Here is a 26,231-nt window from a genome sequence, read left to right as displayed (position 1 = left end):
CCACCCCTAGAAATTTAAGAAGTCTTTTTAACAACATCATTATTTAATGACCTTACCCCAACACCATGACATTGTGGTGATTGGGGCAGGCATTGCAGGCGCATGTATTGCTAGTGAATTACTCGAGCGTGGCCAAGCAGTTTGCATTATTGATCGCGCCTCCCAACCTGCATCAGCATGTTCAAGTCACGCATACGCCATTGCCCATCCCCATGTTGGAAGAGGTGCCCCGCGCTTACTACGATTAACTCGCATTGCATTTTTGATGGCAGAGGCTCGCTGGAGTCAGACTTGGAATCAGCATGGTATTTTTCAGCCAAATAAGAGAGACAAAACTTTTAGTCGTGATGATGTCGACACTTATCTCAAATCACTCGAGCTCGATGAAGGCATGGCTAAAGCGCTTTATGCGGAAGAGGCATCGAAAATCTGCGGCATTAATCAAGATGGTATCTGGCTTCCTCGGGGCGCGTCACTTAACTTATCTGAGGTAACACGGGATGCACTAAAACCCCACCCAATGTTGACTTGTTGCTGGAATATCGCTGTAGCTCGGCTGGAAAAAATCGGTGTGGGTTGGCAGTTAATGAACGCTCAAGATAAGCCCATCATGACGGCTGGCAAAGTCATTATTGCAGCAGCACTAGAAACCAAAAGCTTAGTTGAAAGCATCGATGTGCGACTACCTTTAAGGCCGGTGCGCGGGCAGCTGAGCATCTTTTCTGTTGATATGACAAGTTCTTGGGCACCACGACTGCCGCGCACGGCTATCACGGGTGATGGCTATTGTTTGCCAGCCAAGCAACTTCCCGATGGAAATTATCAATGGATAGTGGGATCTAGTTTTGATGAGGGTGAATTGGATTCTCAAGATTGGAATTCAAGCGATGACTTTAATCGTGAGCAGGCAAAGGGGTTATTGAATTACCCAGAGGGCGATACTGAGCAACTTCAAAAGGCAGGAAGTTTTGTGGGCATTCGTTGTGTTGCGGGCGATCGCTTACCGATCATTGGTGCGCTGAGTCAACGCCCAGGGATATTTTTAGCAACAGCCCTGGGGTCTAGAGGCGCTCTTTGGTCGGCCTTAGCGGCTAAGCTGATTACAGCTCAAGTGCTCGCAGACGACTTCGCTTTGCTCACTCGCTTAGGCTTTGCTACAGACTTGGTGGCAGCACTTGCACCTGCCCGCTTCTTTGCCGGAGCTTTAGCTGCAGCCCCCGCTTTGGGCGCCTTAGCTTCAAACTCAAAACCAATTTTGCCATCCGGACCCAAGGCAAGATAAGCCTTAAAACCACGGCCAGTACGGTTAGATTTGAAGTTGGTTAGCAAATCAGTTTTGCCCTCGGTAAGTAGTTTTTGAACTTGCTCTGCAGAAATTTCTTGTTGCAAAACGACCTTACCGGTTTTGAAATCACATGACTTGTCTGGACCGGTGTTTCTTTCACATAAGTAACGCATGCCATCTTCATATACGGCACCAGAGCACTTTGGACATACACCTAAGGCTTGCCGGCCAGTAAAGTCGATAGCTTCAGATTCATCCTCTTGAGTGTTGCCAAAATCAAACTCAAGCTTAAAGCCCGCGTTTGGATAATCAGCATCATCTTCAGGAATTTCACTTAACTTAATAATGGCTGCAAATGGCCTACCCATCTTGCTGCGGAATCCTTGCAGTGGCCCAATCGTTTTTTCACGCAGCAGCTCTTCTACCTCGGGATATTCAAATGCACGGCCACCCGGAGTTTTGCTAATCGTAAATCCACATTTCTCGCATGCAAAGCGGCGATAGTTTTCTTTAACGGCACCCTTGCAATGAGGGCACGGCGTAGACATAGTCGCATAGTCGCCCGGAATAGTATCGCTGTCATACTCCTTAGCGCGCTTGACAATGCGCTGCGTCATTTGTGCAATTTCTTGCATGAAGGTATCGCGATTCATCTCACCACGCTCAATCAGGGAAAGTTTGTTTTCCCAGCTACCTGTGAGATCGGGCCTTGTTAGCTCTTCAACATCTAAGCCACGCAAGAGTGTCATCAATTGGAATGCTTTGGCGGTAGGTATTAGCTCTCGTGCTTCGCGCACCATATATTTCTCTGCCAGCAGGCCTTCAATGATGGCAGCGCGAGTTGCGGGTGTGCCCAAACCTTTTTCGGCCATCGCTTCACGCATTTCATCATCATCCACCCACTTACCAGCACTTTCCATTGCCGATAACAAGGTTGCCTCGGTATAGCGCGCTGGCGGCTTAGTTTTTAATGGGATCGCCGCAATAGATTCATTTTGGACGGTTTCACCTTCTTGTACTGCCACCAACTCGTCATCCGCTTGGTTCGATCTGCCGTATACCGTTAGCCAACCCGGCGTGACCAGTACGCGACCTTCAGTTTTAAAGTGATGTCCCGATGCCTCGGTGATGCGAGTAGTGACGCGGAATTCGGCTGCAGGATAAAACACCGCCAAGAAGCGACGGACAACCAAGTCATATAGCTTTTGCTCAGGCTCACTGAGGCTCTTTGGAGACTCTAGGGTTGGAATGATCGCAAAGTGATCAGATATTTTTGAGTTATCAAAAATGCGTTTGTTTGGCTTAATCCAACCATATCCTGGCTTGGCTTTTGGATCCTTGGGATCGCCTTGTAAGATTTGTTTGGCGAAGGCGCGATATTCTTGTGCGTTTTCAGCCAGATTTTCCATGGTCTGCTTGACGGTATCCAAATAATCTTCAGGCAGGGCCTTAGCATCAGTACGTGGATAGGTCAGCACTTTATGGCGCTCATAAAGTGCTTGGGCTAAACCCAAAGTATTCTTAGCAGAGAAGCCAAAGCGTGCATTTGCCTCACGTTGTAGGCTAGTTAAATCAAATAATTGTGGTGCTAATTGAGTTGCTGGTTTGGCTTCTTCTTTGACGCTCGCTTTTTTATCGCGACATGCAGCCACAATACTTTGGGCAGCAGCTTCACTCCAAAGGCGATTCTCACGAGTATCAGGAGATGCGGCGTCTTTCTTAAACTTAGGATCAAACCAGCGTCCTTCATATACGCCGGCTGCAGCAATAAATTCTGCCTTCACCTCCCAATAATCTTTGGAAATAAATTTCCGAATGAGTTCTTCACGCTCAACCACGATTGATAGTGTTGGCGTCTGTACTCGACCAACTGTTGTTAGAAAGAATCCACCACTCTTGCTGTTAAACGCGGTCATCGCCCGTGTGCCGTTGATACCAACAAGCCAATCCGCTTCAGAGCGGCAGCGTGCCGCATCTGCGAGAGGTTGCATATCAGTGTCGCTGCGCAGGGAGGCAAAGCCATCACGAATCGCTGCTGGCGTCATGGATTGCAACCACAGACGTTTGATAGCCTGCGGTGCTTTTGCATGCTGTGCAATTAAGCGGAAGATCAACTCACCTTCGCGTCCAGCATCACATGCATTAATGAGTTCATTAATGTCTTTGCGCTTAATGAGTTTTTGCAAGACCTTCAGCCGCGATTCAGTTTTGGCGATCGGGCGTAAGTCAAAATAGGGCGGTACAACCGGAAGATTTGCAAACGACCATTTACCGCGTTTGACATCAAATTCTTCAGGTGCGGCAATTTCCAATAGATGGCCAACTGCAGAGGAGATGACAAAGTCATCGTTCTCGAAATAGTCTTCATATTTAGTGAAGCCACCCAAAGCTTTGGCAATGTCATTCGCAACGGAAGGTTTCTCCGCAATGATCAGGGCTTTAGGGTGATCAACGGCTGAAGTCTTAGGACTATTTTTTTTGGTAGATGCTTTAGTTGCCACGCGTTTTGCCTAAATTTGAGCTTGAAATGATGTTTTTAATGGGTGAAAACGGGTAACCAATTTAAACCAGATCCTGGTCAGACTATTTCCATGCCCCTTTTTTATTATTAACCGATAAATTAACAAAAGTCCAAAAACCTCATTTTTAGGGGTTTGGTAAGAGCCTATTAGAGCCCCTATTTTTTCTAAAATAGCGCTTTAAATGCCTTTAAATGAGGTTTCTGACCATTTTGGCAGCTCCTCGAGAATGTCTTGTGGGGATTGAACTAGCTTGGCGCCTTGCTGAAGTAGTTGATGGCAGCCCTTAGAGAGTGGGTTGTGTATTGACCCGGGAATCGCAAAAATCTCACGACCAAGCTCACAGCCCAGCCTGGCTGTAATAAGCGAGCCAGAGCGCTCCGCTGCTTCAATCACGAGTATTCCGAGAGATAAGGCCGCAATGATGCGGTTCCTACGTGGGAAGTGCCAAGCCTTTGGCCCCAGTCCTGAAGCTAGCTCAGACACCAAGAGCCCACTGTTGGCGATGGCTTGAGCTAAGTCTAGATGCTCTCGCGGATACACAATATCTAGCCCGCTTCCGCATACCGCAATGGTTCGATACCCCTGACTTGACCTAAGGGCGCCTCGGTGAGCCGCTCCGTCAACACCCCGAGCCAGTCCAGAAATAATGAGATAGCCCTCCGCAGAAAGGGCTTGCGCAAAACTGTAAGCATTCCTGATTCCTTCTGGGCTAGCGGCACGTGAACCCACTATGGCAACCATGGGTAAATTTAACAGGTGAATATCCCCATATATATACAGTGAATTGGGCGGATCAGATAAATCCAAGAGACGAGTTGGGTAGTAAGGGGTATTTCGGTGAATTTGGATGATGTCTGGATTTTTGGATGTGCGCATAAGGCAATTTTGAGCATAGGGCTGCAAAGCACTATCGGGACAGCTTGATTACTCTGTTGGATAATTCCGATATGGCTTTATTAACTGTCCTTTGTTATCCAGATCCACGCCTACATAAGGTTGCCAAACCCGTAGCGTTGGTAGATGCACGCATCAAAAAAATTGTGGCCGATATGGCTGAGACAATGTACGAGGCCCCCGGGGTTGGCTTAGCTGCAACCCAGGTGGACGTGCATGAGCGCATTGTGGTGATTGATGTATCTGATAATCAAGATCAATTAATGGTTTTCATTAATCCAGAATTAGTTTGGGCAAGCCCAGAAAAGAAATCTTGGCGCGAAGGTTGCCTCTCTGTGCCTGAATATTATGATGAGGTAGATCGCCCAGCAGTCATCCGAGTCAAGGCGCTAGATATCAACGGCAAAGAATTTGAAGTAGAGGCAGATGGCCTACTAGCAGTCTGTTTGCAGCACGAGATGGATCACTTGCAAGGTAAGGTGTTTGTTGAGTACCTCTCGATGTTGAAGCGCAATCGTATTTCCCTCAAAATGAAAAAGCGCGCAAAAGAATTAGTAGGCGAGCGCTAAGCGCCCAATGAAAATTGTTTTTGCTGGTACCCCTGAGTTTGCTGCACAAGCAATGCGTGCAATAGAAAATTCTGGCCATCAAATTGTGCTAGCACTAACTCAGCCAGATCGTCGTGCAGGTCGCGGCATGCATCTTCAGGCGAGCCCTGTAAAAGTGTTTGCACTAGAGAAAAATATCCCGGTGTTGCAACCTGAAACGCTCAAGCAGAACCATCCAGACTTGCAGAAAAAAATGGCAGCGCAAGAGACCTTTCAATATTTATCTAACATTGATTTTGATGCAATGGTAGTCGTTGCTTACGGCTTAATTCTTCCCCAAGCCATTCTTGATCTTGCCTCTCAGAATGGGAGGCATGGTTGTTTTAATATTCATGCTTCTTTGCTGCCAAGGTGGCGCGGCGCGGCGCCGATACAGCGCGCGATAGAAAGTGGTGACGCTAACACTGGTGTGACCATCATGCAGATGGACGCTGGACTCGATACTGGCGATACTGTTTTAGTGGGCGATCTAAAAATTACACCTCAAGAAACTAGCGTATCACTGCATGACCGTTTAGCAGTCTTGGGCGCTGAGTTGATGGTCAAGACTCTCAATGATTTAAATGAAGGCATCGCCATCACAAGAACTCCACAAGCTATGGGGGGAGTTACTTATGCAGAAAAAATATTAAAGAGTGAAGCAGAGCTTGATTGGAAATTAAGTGCTGTAGAGATCGATCGACGTATTCGAGCATTTAATCCATTTCCTGGATCTACCAGTAGTTTGGATGGCGAGCAAATGAAGTTTTGGAACTCTTGTTTACCTAATAAGGTACCAATATTCCAAGGCGCTATTCCGGGACAGGTCTTGGATTTTAGTGAGCATGGCGTGTACGTTCAGTGTGGAGATGGTGTGATTGAAATCTTGGAAATGCAAAAGCCTGGTGGAAAAAAGATTTCTGCTAGCGCTTGTTTACAGAGCTACCGCGCGCAGGAAAAAATAATGCAGTTCAAGAAAGATTAATTTGACCGATCAAAAAACACCGCGCAGTCTTCCGCTATCAGAGGCAATCACTATTTCTGCGCAAGCAATTGGTGAAGTAATGGTAGGTCGATCGCTCACCGAAGTGTTAGATCAGCTAGAGTCTCATGAGCGACCTATTGTCCAAAGCCTCACGTTTGATGCCTTACGTAAGTGGGTGAGATCACATGAATTCATTCAACAATTTATCCCAAAGGCACCTCCACCAGAGGTAGAGCACTTATTAAGTGTTGCGATTGCTTTGTTTTTACAGGGCGGATCTGATGGCAGGGGTTATGCAGCGCATACAATCGTTGATCAAGCTGTAAAAGCTTGCAGCGCATATGAGCCCACGATGTATGCAAAGGGTCTAGTGAATGCAGTGCTTCGCAAGATTAGCCTTGCGGTACAGGCTGAAAATGAAAAGCCTTATGCGCCAGATCCTATTCCCATGTTTTTCCCACCCTGGTGGCGAGCTAGCCTGAAGCGAAACTATTCAAAGACTTGGCAAGCCATGCTGATTCAGCAGGCCCAACGAGCCCCCTTGATTTTGCGGGTAAATATTAAACAGCATACGCGCAAGGAATATCAAGAGTTATTGCATCAAGCTGGTATCGCAGCCGAACCAATTGATAGTGTTGCTGGGGTCGCATTGGATTCCGCTTTGTTATTACAGGAGGCGGTGCCAGTTTCAGACTTACCAGGCTTTTATAGTGGCGCAGTTTCTGTTCAAGACGCAGGGGCACAAATTGCGGCTGTATTGTTAGATCCAAAACCAGGTGAGCGCATATTGGATGCCTGTGCTGCACCGGGCGGGAAGACCGCTCACTTACTGGAGTTGGCGCAGTGCGATATGACAGCCTTGGAGTTAGATGGTGAGCGTCTTAGAAAAATTGGCGGCAATTTAGACCGTTTGCGTCTGCAGTCTGATCTCGTTCGCGTGGTACGCGGTGATGCCTCAAAGGCAGCATGGTGGGATGGCAAGCTGTTTGACAAAATTCTTTTGGATGCACCTTGCTCAGCATCGGGTATTGTTGCAAGGCACCCTGACATTCCTTTTTTGCGACGTGAGGCTGATATTAAGGCTTTGCAATTTAGGCAGCGCGCCATTTTGGAGCAAGCTTGGAAGATGCTCAAGATTGGCGGCACACTGTTGTACGTAACCTGCTCGGTATTTCCAGAGGAGGGCGAGGAGCAGGCGACGTGGTTTGCTGCGGAGCATGCTGATGCATTACGATTAAGCGCACCAGGGCAAATTTTGCCTGCTGAGCTAAATGACGGTTTTTACTATGCTTTGTTTAAGAAAAATGGGCCATGAGCCAAGGCATTAAACAATTCACCCTTTGTGTTTTGATAGCCCTGAGTCTATTTTCAGTGGCGGTGCGTGCAGAGGGAATCAAGCTCAAAACTGCCGATCTGGAGCGGGTGGATAACGATTGGCTGCTGAATGCCACGTTTAAGATTGAGTTAACACCGGGCTTAGAGGACGCTGTTCAAAAAGGCATTGTTTTATATTTTCAAACTGAGTTTGACTTAACACGTTCGCGTTGGTACTGGTTTGATGAAAAGCCCGCGCTTGCTCAACGATCAACCCGCCTTTCGTATCAGCCAATGACTCAGCAATACCGCATTGCTTCTGAAGGCTTTACCTTTTCTGCCAACACCATGTTTGAGGCTTTACAGGCTGTTGGAAGTATTGGGGGTTGGAGGGTAATTGATGGCGGCCAGATTGATTCGAGCAAGTCTTACACTGCAGCGTTAAGAATGAGTCTAGATTTAGGTAAGTTGCCCAAGCCATTTCAGATAAATGCGCTCAACAATCGCGACTGGAATGTCACAAGTGACTGGGTGCGCTTCCCGTTTTCACACAATGGCCCTAACTTAATTAAACGATGAAGATATCTTTAGACTTCATTGGGTCAAATGCGTTTGAAAAAGACGCCTGGAAAAGGCGTGCATTGCCCACGGCAATGGCATTGATTGGCACCTTTGCACTTTTATTGTTGGCACTCTTATCAATTGCAACATCTAATACCGAGTTCTTTGATAACTACTTCATTTGGCTTTATGCAGCCAATGTGGTGATTGGAATTTGTCTAACCTTAGTCATTTTGACCTTGGTGACTGTGATTGCGATTCGTTGGCGTAAAGGGCGTTTTGGAACGCGGCTAGTGGCAAAGTTGGCCATGATTTTTGCTTTAGTTGGAGTTGTCCCAGGATTAATTCTGTATGGAGTTTCTCTACAGTTCGTATCCCGGAGCATTGAAACCTGGTTCGATGTTCAAGTGGAGTCCGCACTAGATGCGGGTCTTGAATTAGGGCGCGTTACCTTGCGAGTTGCTCAAGAAGAAATTCTGGCTGAGGGTAATTATATTGCCGAGCAAATAGTCGCAGTTCCTTCGGGTACTAGTTCAGAGCAAGTTGCTGCCATTGTGATGAAAGCACGCAACCAATTTGGCATTCAAGAGGTTAGTTTGTTTAATATTGGGCGTAACCTGATATTGACAAGCGAGGCACGACCCAAGAAATATTTTCCTGCACCCAGCCCAGACGTGATTGCAGACGCTTTTAGAAAGAAAGGCGCCACCTTTATAGATCAAATTGAAGCGGATGGTGGTCAACGAGGTTATCGAGTAAGAGCTATTGTGCCGATTGTTCGTAAAAAGCAGGCTCCCGGAAAAGATGTAGAAGATAAATATTTTTTACAATTAGTGCGATTCATTCCTGGACCATTGGCTAAGAATATTGTTGCGGTTGAGTCTGCCTATGGTGACTATCAAGAGAAGTCATTAGGCCGAACTGGTTTGCGAAAAATGTTTGTGGGTACGCTGACCTTAACTTTGTTCTTTGCCTTATTTGTTGCCGTTACTTTGGCCTTAATTCTGGGTCGTCAGTTGGCTCGACCCCTACTGATGCTTTTAAAAGGAACGCAGGCTGTTGCCCAAGGCGATTTATCACCCAAGCCCGAGTTAGATACAGGCGATGAGCTAGGGATGTTGACGCGTCAATTTAATGTGATGACCCGTCAGCTTGCCGACACCAGAACTTCCCTACAAGAATCCAAATCATTTTTGGAAACGGTATTGGGTAATTTAACTGCCGGGGTTTGTATCTTCGATAAAAACTTTAATATGGTTTCTAGCAATGCCGGCGCTGATCGTATCTTTGGGCAAGATTTAACGCAAATGGATGGACGCCCTTTAAGTGATAGCCCCAGCCTTGTCGAGTTTGATCAAGCCATCAAAGAGGGTTTTGCCACCATGAAGCTGGCTGTTGGCGTAGAGGGTAGTCAAACAGCAAAAGATAAAAATACATCAGCGCCAGTGTGGCAAAAACAGATTCAGCTGCATAGTACAAACGAGTTTGAAAATGAGCCTGGTGTTACTTTATTTATACGTGGAACTGAATTAACAGCAGATTTGCGCATGGTGGTGTTTGATGACATCACTGACGTAGTGAGTGCGCAGCGCTCAATTGCTTGGAGTGAGGTGGCTAGACGTCTGGCCCACGAGATTAAGAACCCACTCACCCCTATACAGCTCTCCGCAGAGAGGTTGCAGCATAAGTTGGCTGGCAAGTTGAGCCCTGAGCAGGAAGAGATGATGAATCGCAGTACGGAAACCATCATTGGACAGGTGCAGGCCATGAAGCAAATGGTGAATGACTTCAGAGACTTTGCTAAGACGCCAAGTCCGCAACTGAAACCTGTTTCGATCAATACTTTGACGCAAGAGATTCTGGGCTTGTATGAAGGAAGTCCCATAAAGACTCGGCTTGATCCGCACTCCCCAAATATTATGGGTGACCCCACGCAACTCAGGCAGATTATTCATAATCTTTTACAAAATGCGCAAGATGCTACTCTTGAGGGTATTCATCAATCTGAGCCGGTTGAAGTAAAAACAGAATTAGTGCCTTATGGTGAACTGAATGGTGTGCCACAAAATGCGGTGCGTTTAACAATAAGTGATAGCGGTTCAGGTTTTCCAGCTAAGATATTGGCAAGAGCCTTTGAACCCTATGTAACAACGAAGAGTAAGGGTACTGGATTAGGCCTGGCTGTGGTGAAGAAAATCGTAGATGATCACGGTGCCAAGATCGAAATCCGGAATCGCATGCAGGCGGATGAGGTGATCGGTGCGCAAGTATCAATTTTGTTTATGAATCTGGCAAAAGAGGCAGCATAAGAATGGCAAGTATTTTGGTGGTCGACGATGAGATGGGAATTCGTGAGCTTCTCAATGAGATTCTGACGGATGAGGGCCATACCGTGTATGCGGCTGAGAGTGCTATGCAGGCTCGAACAATTCGCGAACAAATGCGTCCAGACCTTGTCTTGCTTGATATTTGGATGCCAGATGTAGACGGTATTAGCTTATTAAAGGAGTGGTCTAAAACTGGGCAGCTCACCATGCCTGTGGTGATGATGTCAGGGCATGCCACGATTGATACTGCTGTTGAGGCTACTCGCATAGGCGCACTCAATTTCTTAGAAAAGCCGATTGCCCTCCAAAAGCTACTCAAGACGGTAAGTAAGGCCTTAGAAAGTTCGCCTAAGTATGTTGAGCTCGCTGAAGAAAAAATGTCAGTTGCGCCATCATCAAGCCCAAGTCCTAAAGCGGTAGTCAGTGAGCAAGCCTCACAAGTTCAGAGCGGCGAGTACATCAGCGGGATTGCAAAAACCTATTTTGATCTACCGCTTCGCGAGGCTAGGGACTTATTCGAAAAAGCCTACTTCGAGCATCAAATGATCATCATGGGCGGCAGCATGACCAAAATTTCTGAATACACTGGCCTAGAGCGGACCCATCTATATCGCAAGCTAAAAGCTTTAGGAATCGATACTTCACGCAATAAAGCTGAGCAATAAGGCGCCGCCCCGCCATCAGTCGCTGCTAATGATTCTGAGGCTGTTGATAAGGCACACAGTATCACCGTTGCGACTGATAATAGTGCTCATATCATTCCGGAATTATTCCCATGGAAATAAAGGTTCATTTTCTCGATAAGCTACGCCTTGAAGCCAAGTTCGATGACTTCACGGTAATTGCTGATCAGCCCATCCGTTACAAAGGTGACGGTTCGGCCCCGGGCCCCTTTGATTATTTCTTAGCTTCGTCAGCCTTATGTGCAGCCTATTTTGTGAAGTTATATTGTGATACGCGCAATATCTCAACTGAGCATATTCGCCTTTCTCAAAATAATATTGTCGACCCAGAAAATCGTTACCAACAGATTTTCAAAATTCAAGTTGAGATGCCCGAAGATATTTCTGCCAACGATCGGCAGGGTATTTTGCGCTCCATCGAGCGCTGCACAGTGAAGAAGGTGGTGCAAGCAGGTCCAGAGTTTGTGATTGAAGAGGTTAAAAACTTAGATGCCGATGCTCAAACTTTATTGGCTTTAAAGCCAGATTCAAATTTGAGCACTTACATTGCTGGAAAGGATTTACCGCTAGAGCAAACTATTGCCAATATGTCTGGTGTGTTGGCTAATTTAGGAATTAAGATTGAAATCGCTTCATGGCGCAATTTAATCCCGAATGTATGGTCTTTGCATATTCGCGATGCACACTCACCAATGTGCTTTACCAATGGCAAGGGTTCTACAAAAGAAAGCGCTCTTGCCTCAGCCTTAGGCGAGTATATCGAGCGACTGAGTAATAACCATTTTTACGCGGGCGCTTACTGGGGTGAAGAGATTGCTAATGACGCTTTTGTCCACTATCCGAATGAGCGCTGGTTTAAGCCTGGCCCTAAAGGTGCCCTACCTAAAGAAATACTTGATGAGTATTGCCTCAACATTTTTAACTCTGATGGCGAGTTGCGTGGGTCACATTTAATTGATACCAATTCTGGTAATAGCGAGCGCGGGATTTGTTCTTTGCCTTATCAGCGCCAGTCCGATGGCAAGACTGTGTATTTTCCTTCGAACCTGATTGAAAATCTCTATGTCAGTAATGGCATGAGCGCTGGTAATACGCTGGCTGAAGCTCAGGTGCAATGCTTATCTGAGATATTTGAGCGAGCAGTTAAACGTGAGATTCTTGAACGTGAGATTGCTTTGCCAGATGTTCCGCAAGAAGTGCTCGCAAAGTACCCCAGCATCTTGGCGGGTATTCAGGGCCTTGAGGAGCAGGGCTTTCCAGTGCTAGTAAAGGACGCTTCACTGGGCGGTGTATATCCAGTTATGTGCGTTACCTTGATGAACCCAAGAACAGGCGGAGTGTTTGCATCATTCGGTGCGCACCCAAGTTTAGAGGTGGCGTTGGAGCGAAGTTTGACCGAGCTACTTCAGGGACGCAGTTTAGAGGGCCTCAATGATTTACCCCCACCCACTTTTGCAAGTGAAGCGGTCACTGAACCCAATAACTTTGTTGAGCACTTTATTGATTCGAGCGGCATCGTCTCTTGGCGTTTCTTTAGTACAAAACCAGATTACGATTTTGTTGAGTGGGACTTTTCCGGTAAAGGTCAAAACTCGAACGATGAAGAGCTTGCTAGCTTGTTCGGCATTCTTAAATCTATTGGCAAAGAAGCTTACGTTGCAGTGTATGACCAGCTTGGGGCAATTGCATGTCGGATCTTAGTGCCAGGCTATTCTGAGGTTTATCCAATTGAAGATTTGGTTTGGGATAACACGAATAAGGCATTACTGTTCCGCGCCGATATTTTGAATATAGCCAATTTAGATGATGCAAGCTTAGGCGCACTGCTTGAGCGCTTGGAAAATAATGAGCTTGACGAGTACGGTGATATCGCCACGCTGATCGGTATCGAGTTTGATGAAAATACGCCCTGGGGTCAGCTAACCGTGTTGGAGTTGAAGCTGCTTATTCATCTTGCCTTAAAGCAACTTGACGAGGCGCATGAGCTAGTTGGTGCCTTCCTCCAGTACAACGACAATACAGTCGAGCGTAAATTGTTTTATCAGGCATTAAATGCAGTGTTAGAGATGGCGCTAGATGATGACTTAGAGCTTGATGACTACATAGTTAACTTTCGCCGGATGTTTAGTAGCGAGAGAATGGATGCTGTAGTGGGGTCCGTAGATGGAACTACCCGCTTCTATGGCCTGACCCCCACAAGCATGAAGCTCGAGGGCCTCGATAGGCATCACCGTTTGATTGATAGTTATAGAAAATTGCATGCTGCCAGAGCTAAATTAACAGGCGCGACCATTTAGGCCTTGATGTAAGAGCCTCTAGCTAAGGAATATCGGGATTTATCCAAGACTTAAGAAGAATTGACCCGATTTTCAGGCGGGAACGCACTTTCATTTATAATTCCCACTCTTGGCCTGGTAGCTCAGTCGGTAGAGCAGAGGATTGAAAATCCTTGTGTCGGTGGTTCGATTCCGCCCCGGGCCACCAAGAATAAAGGGCTACAGCCCGATAGTGTGTTACAAAATTCTATAACACACTCTTTACACAGTTTTTAAATGGGTATACGCTGTAAAACATTACATTCAATGTTTACAAGGGTTGCGTGCCCATATGCCAAAAAAACTTGCTGTCCCACACAAATCCAAAACAACTAAATCTGTTGCTATCAGTGACACGCTAATTCATCTGCGTGATGGTGACGTAGTTTTATATAGACGTGAAAATAGTGGCAAGTGGCAAGCACGTTACAAGCTGTTTAATAAATGGCAACGCATTAGTACAAAAGAAAAAAACACAGACTACGCAAGCAAGATGGCTTGTGAAACATACGACAGAGCAAGATTCTTAGCTGACGAAGATATTGTTATTACAAGTAAGAAGTTTGGTGCTGTAGCGAAGGTGGTTGTAAAGCAGTTACAAGACGAGTTAGACAGTGGCAATGGCAAAAGCGTCTACAACACATACATCGCTGTTATTAACAAATACCTTATTCCATTCTTTGAAAAATACAACGTAAACGGCATAGATTACGAAGCACTTAAAAAGTTTGATACTTGGCGTGAAGGGGAAATGAAGAAAAAACCACGTGCTTCAACCATAACCAATCACAACACAGCATTAAATAGGGTTTTGGAATACGCAATAGATATGGGGTATATGAGCAAAGTTCATTTACCCAACCTACAAAATGAAGGTAGTAAAAGCGAGCCACGTCCCGCATTTAGCAAATCTGAATATAAGAGCTTAACGAGCTTTATGACAAGGTGGAGCAAAAAGGGACACACACAGCGTACAAAAGATATGAGGGAGCTTTTACGTGATTACGTACTTGTACTTGCCAATACAGGAATGCGACACGGCACAGAGGCATTGGGACTTAAATGGAAGGACATACATTGGGTAACAACAAATGGTGAGCGTTATCTACAATTTACTGTAGATGGCAAAACAGGCAAACGAGATTTAATCGCACGTCACAACGTACAGGACTATTTGGAACGCATACAGTTACGGGATAAGGCAATTGCTAAATTGAGTTTTGATAACTTGCTCAAAAAGCGAGTAGATGAATTTGTGTTTAGGTTACGTGATGGCACTACGACAGAAAACTTAGGTGGCACGTTTAGGCACTTAATGCGTGATAGTGGTTTGAATAAGGGCAGAAGCAAAGCAAGGACGCTTTATAGCTTGCGACATACATACGCGCACTTAGCAATATTAGATGAGGGAATAGACGTTTATAAGCTGTCTAAACAAATGGGTACAAGCGTACCAATGATTGAGCAATATTATGGGCACGTAACACCCGCACACGTAGCTAACCAATTGGCAGGCAAGCGAATGGGCAAACATAAACCTGTAAAACCCATAATCTCTGATAAACAGTAATTATCTAAAATAGGGGTAGCAATGGCACGTCCTATAGGCGATACGGCAGAAGCACGAAAACAAGTTCATATTAATTTGCGTAAAGCATTTAGCCTTATTAACAAGTCAATAAACGATGAAATTTATATAGCGGCTTACGTTACGGCTTTTAGCATTATTGAAGACAGAGTATTTTCAATGTACGTAGTTGCTAAAAGAGTGGAAACGGGCGAGATAGCAATTACAAAGAACCCACGTGACGTAATGATGAAATACATAAATTATTTGGAAAAAAAGAAAACCATTCCGTTAGCTACGGCAAAGAAAATAGAGGCTGAAATTAAAGCAAGGAATAGTTTGCTACACGGTGCTATGTGGAGGTTAGATGAGTTTGACAAAGAAATGGCAGATAGAGCATTAAATTTGGCAAAAGAATTAAATGCTTTACGAACGGCACAAAGAAAAGAGATTGGGATTGGCTACAAAGTTGATTGATTGTTTTTGGTATTGGCAATCGTTTGCTGTGCTTTAGCAACCTTTTGCCTATCACGCTCAGCTTGTAGTGCTTTCGTACTAGCTTCCTTTTGTCGCTTAAGTCCATCTATACGTGCTTGCTGTGGAGTTAAAGGCTTTATTGTTGTTATTTCAAGTATCTTCATATCATCCAAGTTGTGTGGGCTGATGAGGCACATTGCCACTTCCAAATATTGTTTGAAATAATTTATATGCCTGTGCTTGATTTTGGGCATACAAGATAGTTTCTATCCACATTCCACTCGCATTTACTGTAGCTTTGTATCGTTTCATACAGTATTTATTTTTTATTACATTTACGTGCCCCAAATACATATTAGATGGGGCACGCAAATAAAATCACTTATTAAACGCTTCGCGTGTTGCTGTGCTTACCTCATTCATAGCGTCATCCAATTCACCATTAGCTACCATCACTTTTAATGATTTGAGTGTGCTGATAAGTTCATCACCATTGCTAAGCTCAATTGCGTTAGCGCCTTTGCGATTTAAGGGTAGTGTTTTGGCGCCATACTTAACAGCTAAATTAATCTTCCCACTATCGCTTACCCAAAACCATTCTTTAACACGCTTAACAACCTCTGCTGTCATACGTTCACCTGTTTGCTTGTTAACGTAAGTCTTCAAGCGTGTAGGCGCGTAAGTTTTACCTTCCTTTTGTGCCAAACATAAATTGAGCTGTTCATCCAATTTGGAACATAGCTTATTGCGACGAATAACTATGGGTGCGACTGTTTGATGTTTCTTGCTTATTACCAATTTCAAAGTGCTTAATGTGCTCATATCGTTCTCCTATAAGTTAATGGGCACTCTTAATTTAGTACCAAAAAAACGGTATGAGCAACCTCTATTTGCCTATGTAAACCAAACGATTCATTAAAAATATATTGGTTTTATTTGGTTCGCATAAATAAACATATGCGAATAACAGCAAATACCGTCCGTAGTTTTTTAGATGAGCAAGCAAAGCACATAAGTCATTATGTAGTTGCCCATAGTCACTATCGCCCTTATCACAAGCTCCCAAATGACATAGAGCAAATGAAGGTGAATTTGGGTAAAGATTTGCGACACGCACGAAACTGTTTTAACAAAGAACTTTATGGCAATGGAGCAAAACGAAAACCCCTTACATATCAACCATTACTAATCCCTACGCTTGAAGGAACTACCAATACAGCATCACCCACACTTACACTTCACTACAACATCTATTTAGGCAACATACCAAAAATACTGACAACAGAGGACATAAAAGAATTATGGACATATTGTTGGCACATTAAGGCAAATCAATCAAACGACATCTACATCACAGAACCGTTAGCTAACACTCAATCGCACCTATTACATTACGGCACTAAGGAAACGCAATTTGGAAACTTAAGTTGTTGGGATTTTGAAAATACTCAAATCCCCTACAACGCACTAAACATTGACTGAAGTTGTGTTTAGCTTATATGGCTACCTATTGGACGCAATGGGTAGTTATATTACTTTGGCTTAAAGAAAGAACAGTGAGCAGTTAAGGTACGTGAACACCAAACCAACCAAAGAACCAAGCCTCTAATGTGTAATGTAATTCATCACTACCATCGTATGCTTTATCAACTACAGCATCATTCTTTTTTTTCATCTTATTCAAATTCACAACACCCATAAATTTGAAAATATCAAAGATGCTTGAAGTAGCCTCTTCAAATACGCCTAACGCTTGGTATCTATTTTGTAAGAAATACAAGGCATCTTCTAAAGCAGGCAAAATAGCATAATCATCTTCTTTATCAACTTTAAGCGATGGATACGATGTATTGCTTAGGTTAAAGAAGGTTAGCTGTTCTTCAGTAATGCCACTAATCACTATCGCTTTTTTACGATGAGTGTTGTCAAAGTATTGCGAAATACTTAATAGCTGAGTAATAGGCTCATTGCTATCTACAGCTAATTTCCTTAAATCATATGTATTAACAGTAGCCCCTTTGTAGGTGCTTTTGAGGCGTGGGATTGCTGTATTTGAAAAAATAACTAATTTTGGAAATTCATTCATATCAACAATTGCCCTTTATTTAAGGTAGATAAATTGTGTTTACAAAAGCATAGCACCCAAAACAACAGAATTGCCTGCCTCAATTTGCCTCAAATTTATAGTTGTGTCAGAATTAAGCGTGCCGTTGAAGCGAGCTGTGTCACCTTCAACATATAGTCAGTAGTGTCTGTCCTCGTACTGATGGCACAAAGTTACTATGGGTTCTTTTTAAAAGAACCCACCTTATTTGGTAGGAAGCGAGTCGCCTTCTTAAATCCAACAGCGTAGATAGTCGTGTTGGAGCCAATTTTTAATGTTAATATTTAAATGCCCCGTAAACGGATGGAGCGAGTCTTACTTAAATGTGAGCTTTCCATATTGCCCTACGGGGTTTTTCATTTGTGTTGCCACACAGCAAGCTATTGATTACTATATTTTGGTAGGCTTGTTCCCGTTTCGCACGTAGAGAAGGACGGTAAGGAGCAATCCTTTGGCATTCTTCGCTCAAGCCTACAGCTCCCTAATGTGCGTATGTGTGTTTCTTAAAGTACAGCACTCAAATGCCTGCTTAATAGCGACAGCAAAAATAGCAAATTAAAAGAATCTCTGATTAATAGAAATTAGCAAAAAAAGAATTAAATGGTTGAATCATTTAATTGCTAAATGGATAGTGTTAAACACTTCAAAACCTTCTTCTCTCGTCGCTACGCATAGTAAACACCTCAAATCAACGCTGTAAGCAATTAACACACCCAAATGAATGCCAACACATACGGGGGGTAGGTAAAACAGCACATAGACGGTTTTAACAAGTCTATGTATTTCTGTGGGATTTAGAACACATATCCAATAAATACAACAACAAAAGGATTCTTACAAATCCTTTGGTATTGGTTCAAAAACAGTGGTTCTCGCACTTACAGGGGTAAAAAATGGAGGTTTTATAAATGACAGCAAGTTGGCACAAAGAGGTAGGAAAAAATAAACAAAGAAAACAAACTGTAGCTATAGCAAAACTTTGGTTAGGAAAAGACACTATGGCTAAGCAGGCAAAAACATTAAATCAACACGAAATACGTAAAGTGTTGGATTACACGGCGACACGCAAGCACAGCACACGTAATCGCTGTTTGCTGTACACAACGTTTTTAAGTGGTATGAGGGTTGGGGAGGTTGCGACGCTACGCTACAGCGACGTTGTAAACGCAGACGGCACAATTAAGAACGAAATACGCTTAAGTGCTGAAAACACCAAAACAAATGAAGCAAGGACTGTATTTGTAAATGACAAGCTACGTAAGGAGTTTGAAAAATACGTAGCTGTGTATAAGCCAAGTGCCCCAACAGTTAAGTTCTTCTACAGTCAAAAACGAGATAGTGATGGATTTACACCTAATACGCTTACTCAGTTCTTCCACTATCTGTACAAACGGGCAGGTGTAGATGGAGCAAGTAGCCACAGCGGACGCAGAACGTTTATTACGAATTTGGCTACACAAGGGGTGAGTGTACGTGTGCTAATGAGCTTGGCGGGACACAAGAACATAAGCACTACACAGTGCTACATAGATGTTAATGACGATATGAAACGCAAGGCTGTGGAGCTTGCTTAAGCGTCATATAATCAAACACTAATTTAATATAGAAAACAATGACTAAGCGTAAAGTAGCCTCCTTATTTTCAGGTTGTGGTGGTATGGACATTGGCTTTGAAGGCGACTTTGAAGTTCATAAGTCTTGCCTCAATTTCGCAGAACAAAATTTAATTAAAAGAGCAGATAAAAGTGGCTTTGTAAAATTAGATAGCTTGGGATTTGAAACTGTATTTGCGTGTGACGTAAATCAGAAGGCTAAAGAGGCGTGGAATTCATACTTCAGTAAAAAAAGAGATGTGACTGGGGTTTATGAAGCTGAAAGCATCGTTGACATTGTTAAGAGCATAAAAGCGGGTACAAGAAAAAACTTATCTGATATTGATGTGGTGACTGGTGGCTTCCCTTGTAATGACTTTAGCGTTGCGGGAAAAAGGCTGGGGTTTAGCTCTGACAAAAGCCACTTGGGCAATAAAAAATTATTACAAGACAACGAAGATCCTACAGCTGAAAATCGCGGAATGCTTTACTACTGGATGCGTGAGTATGTCGCACAAGTAAAACCAAAAATATTTTATGCTGAGAACGTTAAAGGTTTGGTGTCACTTGGGGATGCTAAAGCTGTAATTGAAAAAGATTTTTCATCAATCGACGGAAGCTCATACATAGTAGTCCCTGTAAAAGTTTTGAATGCCACGCACTACGGGATTCCACAAACTCGCGAGAGGGTTATTTTTATTGGGATTAATAAGCAGAAGCTGAAAGCGGATGTAGTAAGGCATATTGAAAAGCACGGCACATTACCTGACGCACTTAGCCCATACCCATTACAAACACACGGCAACCAAACAAGTGATGGTAGAAAAATATTACCAATAAGCACAACTAAATCTGCGTTTGCTGGACTTAAGGAGCCTGAGTTAAGCAAAGACTTATCACAGCAAGCATATTCAAAAGCAAAGTACATTGGGAAAAAACTACAAGGACAAGCAGAAGTAAATTTATATAAAGCTGGTCCAACCATTCGTGCTGAACATCACGGCAACATTGAATTCAGAAGATTGAGTGAAGAAAACGGTGGAAAGAATATTGAAGAATTGAGCAAAGGACTACAGCAAAGAAGGTTGACTGTACGAGAATGTGCGAGGATTCAAACATTCCCAAATGACTACGAATTTGTTATACCCAATAAACTTTCTGCTTCAGATGGCTACAGGCTTATAGGTAACGCTGTCCCGCCGTTATTGGCTTACAGGTTGGCACAAAGAGTTGATGAAATATGGGATGAGTTGTTTAAGAAAAGATAATTAAGCAATTAACGTACCAACATCAATTTTAGATATTAGGTGGGTAGCAAGCATAGTAGAGAATTCATCTGCTCCAATATTTCCCGCATCGCTATCTTTTACTTCTTCATATATGTGCTGTAGATGTTTTTTAAGTACCAATGCGTAGGCATCCAAAAATGTATGTGCGTCTGTGAATTGACTTGTACTTAAGTTTCCAAACTCATTAACAAAAACTTTGCTGTTACTTTTGAGTGCGTCAGACGCCACTTGTATTACTTGTGGAACCAAAATAGTTGCTTTAGAAAAGGCAGGAATTTGAATCTCAACTTTTCCACCTGCTGAATAATCATCTCTTGTTGTGTAAATAGACTTTCTCTGAATAGCCCATTCAAATAAGCCGTTGTATTTTGTTGGTGACGACTTATCAAATATTTGTGGGAATGCTAAGAAAGCCACTTTTAAGAAAGCATTTCTGCCGTCCATCGTAAGGTTTGTAAACTTACTTAAACCTGTTGAGCCTGTTGGCAAGGATTCATCTGTAGCTATCCACCACGGCGTCTCCCCTTTTGCTCTCGCTCTATTTGCCATCCACTGAATTATTTTTTCAGAGTTGATGTTCTTGCCACCAAAAATAACATCTTCGACTAAGCCCACTTTATCTTCACCACTTCCAAACATTGATTTGCTTAAATCTAAATCAATGTCCAATTGAAAGCGGGGAGAGTGAGTTACAACAGGGGTGGCTACACATTCAAAGTAATCGCGATAGCCTACTTCTTTATCGTCACCAATCCAATACATTAGAAAAACTTTTTTTAACCCGCCTCGCATAGTGCTTGCTATCACACTATTGCCATTAAATGACCTGTGTGCTTTCGCACCTTTTATTTCAATGCCAAAAGTAGTGTTGTTAATTGTTACGTCAGGGAATGAATGTCCGCCGTGATGAGTTATTACATTGCTATCAATTCCAAGTGAGCTACACGCATCTTTTAAGAGTGTTACTAAAAAGTTCTCGCAAACAATTGAATCACCATAAGTTGGTGCGTTATTTGTTTGTAATATCGCATTCCCATTTTTAACAGCTAAAGAGAGAATTTGATTTACTTGTTCCAAATTGATTGCGGACATATGACTTTTATTGATTTCTGATAGCAATAATCATATTCCAAAAGTAATAGCGAAGATATCAAATAATCCCTATAAAAATGATAATCTCTGTTTAGTAGCAATTAATTGATAAGGAGCGTTAAATGGCTATAAAGCAAACCTTAAAGAGTAAGTTACAAAAAGAACTGGCACAGTTAAAACAGCTTGCTGACAAACAATCCCATATGTATGTCAGTTCTCGCAATATGCTGTACGAGGGTTTAGCCAAAGTCTATTTGTGGTGGCAAGAAGCCAATAAGGAAAAAGGCTTATTAGAGAAGCTATACAAAGAAAACGGCATACAGTACAAAAAAGAGATTAAGGCAGACGAAAATTATTCCCCATTGCTACGTTACTTGTGGGGTATGGATGGCACAGTTAATAGCAACACAATAGATTTATGGAATAGAGCATTAAACAAGGTTAATGCCGCAATCAACGCAGACAAGGTGTTTTACAAGCAAAACACAATCCAAAAGATTATTACGTTTATAGATACAAAAGGTGGCATTAGAGGGTTGGCAGCATACGACAGCACCCAAGTAGACGTAGCAAAAGAACCAAAACTCAAAAAAACCAAAATTGACGTAAATGTAGAGAAGAAACGACACGAAGAGCATTTGGCAAAAGGCAATGTGTACTACGCTACTAATGCCACACCCATAGCCAAGTTCACTACTAAGCATTCATTACCCACAGCAGACAGCTCCATTGGTTTGGGGTTGTTTAGAAAGACTAAAAGTGGATATGAGCTATTAAAGGCAATTGACGATAAAGCGTTAATAGAGCAAGCGTTAATTGGTTCATACGCACGTAGTACTGATAGCGTGCCTTACACAGTACGTTTAATTACTGAAATTATTGCTACGCAAACAGTGCCAAAACCATTACAAAGTCTATCGCGTTCTTTAGCAGACAAAAGCAAGTTCAAATCTGCTGATGGCACAGCAATGATGATGTTGAAGCGATTGCTATATATGGCAGAAAAGCGTGTATTTGTATTAAGTGCCAATCGTAGTGCGTGTAGTCCCGTAACTATCGCAATGCCAAACAAGCAAATAATAGACAGCAAGCAAAGTGTGGCATTGAATATCAACGATAGAACGTATATTGAAAATAGCTTAATACATAGTGGTGACTTAAATTTTTATACAACGGACACCCCTACTAAAGTATTAGCCATTAAAGGTGAGGCAGCAACACACAAACTTGAATTAGAAAATACCATTACTAAAAAGTATCGTTATGTTCGCTTTTATCCACTTACCATCCATAAATCAGAGGCAAGCAAACAACAAGCCATTCTTAAGCGTGGAATGAAATTCAAAGCTGTTCATACAGCTAAGTTGGACACAAATTGGTTGGCAGAATTAAATGGTGAGTTTTTAAGTAGATGGGTAAATGGATTGGGCAAAAGTATTAAGCGTAAGGAATACGCTGTGATTGCTTTAGCTTTTGGCAAAAGTGGCATTACCTTTAAGTTTTGCCAACGTGCCAATACTTACGTGGAAGAGGAATTGATTAAGTACACTCACGCAAGCAACGCAAAGGCAATAACAGTGGAGGCATTAGCTAAGGACATCATTCCCATACTGAACTCCCTTGTGTATAGCGACTTAGTGGGTGGGGTTACTGTAGAAGTGGATAGCAAAGGCATCTTCTTTAAGTACAAAACCAAATCAGCAGAATATATTGTTGCTGTGCCTACAACGAACAGCAAAGGCATACGTAACGAAGACTATTTCCAAGCATACGGAGCATAACAATGGATGACTTTAATAAGCGTTGGGATAACTTTGCTGTTTATTTGCCATCTATCCAAAAGGGTTACGCAAAAGCCGCAAGCGTGGCTGGTGAAAAGGCAAGGGATAAGAAGCGTCCAATGCCCAAAGGCATCACAATGCGTTCGCTGGATTTCTTAAGCCCAGCAAACAAGTTATGGCACTACAAGTACGCTTTATATAGTGCTGGGCAATTTAAGATTGGTGAAGCACAAAGCGACATAGTTACTACAAGGGATGAAAAGCAGACAGTCATTTTGGGTGATAGTGGTGGCTTCCAAATTGGTAAAGGCACGTTAGCTGGCTTTACAGCACTAAACAAGTTAAAGACAGCAGACGAAGTATGCGATGCGTGGAGAAACGCAACAGAACTAAAGAAGTGGATTGTTAATTGGTTAGAAACACATAGCGATTACGCAATGACTTTGGATATGCCTTTGTGGGCACAGTTAGAGCAAAACAAAAGCACTCCATTCCACAAATGTAGTACGCAACAGTTAATTGATTTAACAGTTGAAAACTTAGAATTTATTAAAAAGAATAAGCGTGGCAACACTAAGTGGCTAAACGTTATACAAGGCACTAACAGCAAGGATATGAAGCAGTGGTGGGATGCTGTAAAGGGTTATAGGTTTGGTGGATGGGCTTTAGCTGGCGATACTGGATGGAGGGGTGGCAGTATGGCAGTAGTTACGCAAGTATTAATGATGCGTGACGAAGGAGCTTTTGATAAAGGAATGGATTGGTTACACGTATTGGGTGTTTCGCAAACAAAGTGGGCAGTAATACTAAGTGCGATACAACGTGGATTACGTAAATCTACTAATCCAAACTTGCGTGTAAGTTTTGATAGTGCCAGTCCAAACATACTTGCTGGCAAATTTGAACAGCTTGCTGTTTATCCCAAATTTACAAACAAAGAGGAAAGCTGGGTAATTAGTGCTGTGCGTTGTCCAAGTGCCAAAATCTATGTAAACAGTAAGGATGAGTTTGCGTTCCCATTCCCCTCACCATTAGGTGACAAGCTGAAGCTATCGCACTTGAATGTTAAGTATGACAAGTACAGCAACGTTAAGTTTGATGATGTGACACAAGCGTTTTTAACGCATCACAACACGTGGGTATATGTACGTTCAATGTTAGAAGCTAATGAGTTAGCATTTTTGGACAAAGCAGACGCAGAGCAATTTGTGCCCAAAAACCTATTAGCTTGCCTACATTTAATAGAAGAACTTATGTGTACAAAGAACTGGAAAGCACGAATTACCAGTAATAAGAGATTATTTGATGCTGTGGATAAGATGAGCAAGGATGAGGTGATTATTGTTAAGTGACGTGATACACTTACCAAATAGACAGCAAATCCTTATATTATATAGGTTGTATGCTTAACACAGTCTGTAACACATAGCACAAAAAAAGCATTTGAAGCATATAAAATAAGGCTCTTACGCTAACAAATGTCTTGAAAATCCTTGTGTCGGTGGTTCGATTCCGCCCCGGGCCACCAAACTCAAATGGTACGTACCGGACACATGCTTTACGTCCGGTACCGACCACATGGTTTACACATTTACCAATCACATCCCCAATACTTTGGGACCAAATGGGTTTTCTAGGGCTTGTACCCTTGAAGACTCCATATCAAAGTAAGCCATATCGTAATCCATAAAGCTCACTAACCATACGTCGTCCTCGACTTGCCGCAGGCCCACGTCATGACCAGCGAACACCGTACTAAAGTGAATCTTCTTACCATCAAGGCAGATGCGTCCACAGTTGGTCACCGTGACCGTCTTATCATGGAAGGGATAACTGACATCTGGCAATCCTTCATATATTCGAGTCGAGGGGGTATAGAGTTGTGCCGGTTTTTTCATCTCTAGTGCTTGATGGGGACGCTCATAGTTGTACTCATGGATAAAGTCTTCGAACTTATCTTGTTGTTGCAACATCGTTTTGGCTGGCGGTTTAGTCGTGGCTTGCTTGAGTGTTAAATGCATGCGTTCATGGCGACCATTTTGCTGGGGATTACCGGGCTTAATGCGCTCAATGCCAATACCCAAGCGCAACCACCACACTGACAAACTGCTCAGGCCATAAAGCGCATTAGCGCACGCAAACGGTACGCCGTTGTCTGAGCGGATACTGCCCGGTAGCCCATACTCTTTAAAGAGTTGCTCAAAGACGGTAAAGGCCTGCGCTTCACGAGTACTCTCTAAACCTTCACAGCAAATCAAAAAGCGAGAGGCGTAGTCCGTTACGGTTAAGGGGTAACAATATTGCTTGTTACCCAGCATAAATTCGCCCTTGTAATCGACGCACCACAGAGCATTGGGCTCTTTGAGATCGGATAAGTTGGTCCCGGTAAGCTTGGGATGGCGGCGCATCCGTTTCTTCTTCACTAGACCATGGCGATCGAGAACTGCATGTACCGTACTCTTGGCTGGCAAAGACAGCTCGGGGTAGTGAGTATGGATGCGGTCTCGCAGTTTAGGAGCGCCCCAGGTCGGGAACTCTTTTTTCAGGTTCACAATCAATTGCTCAACCTGGAAGGGCAGCCGGTTGGCTTGTCTAAAAGGCCTTCTTGATCGATCGGTAAAGGCTTCTAAACCACTGTCTTTATAACGATCAATGATCTTATGGCCAGTCACTCTGGAGATGCCAAACTCCTGGCACAGGGTAGTAATTTTCTCGCCATCGAGGTAACGAGACACAAAACGTAGCTTTTCATCCATCTTCGTACTTTCATTCCACGGCATAGAGTGGTCCCTCCTATGCCAAAAACTGTAAAGTATGTGTCCGGTATAAAGTGTTAACTATGTGTCGAGTCGTACA

20 protein-coding genes, 1 tRNA gene and 1 pseudogene are annotated in these 26,231 nt (G+C 43.3%); 15 read left to right on the top strand and 7 right to left on the bottom strand.

The annotated features are described in order from the left end of the window. Positions 1–46: 46 nt before the first annotated feature. A pseudogene (gene mnmC, locus ICN27_RS10380) lies at positions 47–1,048 on the top strand (FAD-dependent 5-carboxymethylaminomethyl-2-thiouridine(34) oxidoreductase MnmC); the annotation flags it as partial. Between the two features lie 59 nt (positions 1,049–1,107). On the opposite strand, the gene ICN27_RS00105 reads toward mnmC, so the two are convergent. Together ICN27_RS00105 and dprA are read right to left on the bottom strand one after the other, a co-directional pair. Further along, positions 1,108–3,786 (bottom strand): DNA topoisomerase III, encoded by a 2,679-nt coding sequence (locus ICN27_RS00105; protein WP_216268540.1) that lies wholly within the window; start codon positions 3,784–3,786, stop codon positions 1,108–1,110. A gap of 198 nt (positions 3,787–3,984) precedes the next feature. Beyond that, positions 3,985–4,683, bottom strand: a complete 699-nt coding sequence (gene dprA / locus ICN27_RS00100) for a DNA-processing protein DprA (RefSeq protein ID WP_216268539.1) — start codon at positions 4,681–4,683, stop codon at positions 3,985–3,987. A gap of 71 nt (positions 4,684–4,754) precedes the next feature. Between dprA and def the strand changes: the two genes are divergently transcribed. The 10 genes from def to ICN27_RS00050 all read left to right on the top strand — a co-directional run bounded on the left by def (position 4,755) and on the right by ICN27_RS00050 (position 15,517). After that, positions 4,755–5,270 (top strand): peptide deformylase, encoded by a 516-nt coding sequence (gene def, locus ICN27_RS00095; RefSeq protein ID WP_215308648.1) that lies wholly within the window; start codon positions 4,755–4,757, stop codon positions 5,268–5,270. A 7-nt stretch (positions 5,271–5,277) separates the two neighbouring features. Next, the gene (gene fmt / locus ICN27_RS00090; RefSeq protein ID WP_216268538.1) at positions 5,278–6,273 is read left to right on the top strand and encodes a methionyl-tRNA formyltransferase; all 996 of its coding nucleotides are present in this window, start codon (positions 5,278–5,280) and stop codon (positions 6,271–6,273) included. 1 nt (position 6,274) lies between these two features. After that, a complete protein-coding gene (rsmB, locus tag ICN27_RS00085) occupies positions 6,275–7,588 on the top strand; it encodes a 16S rRNA (cytosine(967)-C(5))-methyltransferase RsmB (RefSeq protein WP_215308646.1) in 1,314 nt (437 codons plus the stop codon). Continuing rightward, on the top strand, positions 7,585–8,166 hold the full coding sequence (locus ICN27_RS00080; protein ID WP_215308645.1) for a DUF4390 domain-containing protein: 582 nt from the start codon (positions 7,585–7,587) through the stop codon (positions 8,164–8,166). Before rsmB ends, ICN27_RS00080 begins: the two co-directional genes overlap by 4 nt. After that, on the top strand, positions 8,163–10,457 hold the full coding sequence (locus tag ICN27_RS00075; RefSeq protein ID WP_216268537.1) for an ATP-binding protein: 2,295 nt from the start codon (positions 8,163–8,165) through the stop codon (positions 10,455–10,457). The genes ICN27_RS00080 and ICN27_RS00075 overlap by 4 nt, the downstream gene beginning before the upstream one ends. Before the next feature lie 2 nt (positions 10,458–10,459). After that, positions 10,460–11,140: a response regulator gene (locus ICN27_RS00070; RefSeq protein ID WP_216268536.1), complete on the top strand. Its 681-nt coding sequence runs from the start codon at positions 10,460–10,462 to the stop codon at positions 11,138–11,140. A 110-nt stretch (positions 11,141–11,250) separates the two neighbouring features. Continuing rightward, on the top strand, positions 11,251–13,455 hold the full coding sequence (locus ICN27_RS00065; protein WP_216268535.1) for an OsmC domain/YcaO domain-containing protein: 2,205 nt from the start codon (positions 11,251–11,253) through the stop codon (positions 13,453–13,455). A 111-nt stretch (positions 13,456–13,566) separates the two neighbouring features. After that, positions 13,567–13,642 (top strand) — tRNA-Phe (locus tag ICN27_RS00060). A gap of 123 nt (positions 13,643–13,765) precedes the next feature. Next, positions 13,766–15,043: a tyrosine-type recombinase/integrase gene (locus ICN27_RS00055; protein ID WP_216268534.1), complete on the top strand. Its 1,278-nt coding sequence runs from the start codon at positions 13,766–13,768 to the stop codon at positions 15,041–15,043. A gap of 21 nt (positions 15,044–15,064) precedes the next feature. After that, positions 15,065–15,517 carry a hypothetical protein gene (locus tag ICN27_RS00050; protein ID WP_216139791.1) on the top strand — a complete coding sequence of 151 codons (453 nt, stop codon included), beginning with the start codon at positions 15,065–15,067 and terminating at the stop codon, positions 15,515–15,517. On the opposite strand, the gene ICN27_RS00045 is transcribed toward ICN27_RS00050, so the two are convergent. The 3 genes from ICN27_RS00045 to ICN27_RS00035 all read right to left on the bottom strand — a co-directional run bounded on the left by ICN27_RS00045 (position 15,502) and on the right by ICN27_RS00035 (position 17,603). After that, positions 15,502–15,771 carry a hypothetical protein gene (locus ICN27_RS00045; protein WP_255534089.1) on the bottom strand — a complete coding sequence of 90 codons (270 nt, stop codon included), beginning with the start codon at positions 15,769–15,771 and terminating at the stop codon, positions 15,502–15,504. The two genes, ICN27_RS00050 and ICN27_RS00045, sit on opposite strands and share 16 nt — an antisense overlap. A 124-nt stretch (positions 15,772–15,895) precedes the next feature. Continuing rightward, entirely contained in the window at positions 15,896–16,339 is a 444-nt protein-coding gene (locus tag ICN27_RS00040; RefSeq protein WP_216268533.1) for a DUF6641 family protein, read from the bottom strand. A 742-nt stretch (positions 16,340–17,081) separates the two neighbouring features. Next, positions 17,082–17,603, bottom strand: coding sequence for a hypothetical protein (locus ICN27_RS00035; RefSeq protein ID WP_216268532.1), 522 nt, complete (start codon positions 17,601–17,603; stop codon positions 17,082–17,084). A gap of 1,016 nt (positions 17,604–18,619) precedes the next feature. Between ICN27_RS00035 and ICN27_RS00030 the strand changes: the two genes are divergently transcribed. Both ICN27_RS00030 and ICN27_RS00025 read left to right on the top strand, forming a co-directional pair. Next, a complete protein-coding gene (locus ICN27_RS00030) occupies positions 18,620–19,195 on the top strand; it encodes a site-specific integrase (RefSeq protein WP_216269205.1) in 576 nt (191 codons plus the stop codon). 38 nt (positions 19,196–19,233) lie between these two features. After that, positions 19,234–20,481: a DNA cytosine methyltransferase gene (locus tag ICN27_RS00025; RefSeq protein WP_071540160.1), complete on the top strand. Its 1,248-nt coding sequence runs from the start codon at positions 19,234–19,236 to the stop codon at positions 20,479–20,481. On the opposite strand, the gene ICN27_RS00020 is transcribed toward ICN27_RS00025, so the two are convergent. Next, a complete protein-coding gene (locus ICN27_RS00020) occupies positions 20,482–21,594 on the bottom strand; it encodes a hypothetical protein (RefSeq protein WP_216268531.1) in 1,113 nt (370 codons plus the stop codon). It lies immediately after the preceding gene. A gap of 122 nt (positions 21,595–21,716) precedes the next feature. Between ICN27_RS00020 and ICN27_RS00015 the strand changes: the two genes are divergently transcribed. Together ICN27_RS00015 and ICN27_RS00010 are read left to right on the top strand one after the other, a co-directional pair. Then, the gene (locus ICN27_RS00015; protein WP_216268530.1) at positions 21,717–23,375 is read left to right on the top strand and encodes a hypothetical protein; all 1,659 of its coding nucleotides are present in this window, start codon (positions 21,717–21,719) and stop codon (positions 23,373–23,375) included. A gap of 2 nt (positions 23,376–23,377) precedes the next feature. Continuing rightward, complete coding sequence (locus tag ICN27_RS00010) at positions 23,378–24,727, top strand: hypothetical protein (RefSeq protein WP_216268529.1); 1,350 nt, start codon at positions 23,378–23,380, stop codon at positions 24,725–24,727. 246 nt (positions 24,728–24,973) lie between these two features. On the opposite strand, the gene ICN27_RS00005 is transcribed toward ICN27_RS00010, so the two are convergent. Next, positions 24,974–26,155, bottom strand: coding sequence for an integrase core domain-containing protein (locus tag ICN27_RS00005; protein WP_216268528.1), 1,182 nt, complete (start codon positions 26,153–26,155; stop codon positions 24,974–24,976). Positions 26,156–26,231 lie beyond the last annotated feature (76 nt).

The organism is Polynucleobacter sp. Nonnen-W13 (assembly GCF_018881735.1).
In the GTDB taxonomy this organism is placed as follows: domain Bacteria; phylum Pseudomonadota; class Gammaproteobacteria; order Burkholderiales; family Burkholderiaceae; genus Polynucleobacter.
Note: the sequence above shows the minus strand (reverse complement) of the source record. Positions and strands in the feature narration are given on the sequence as shown.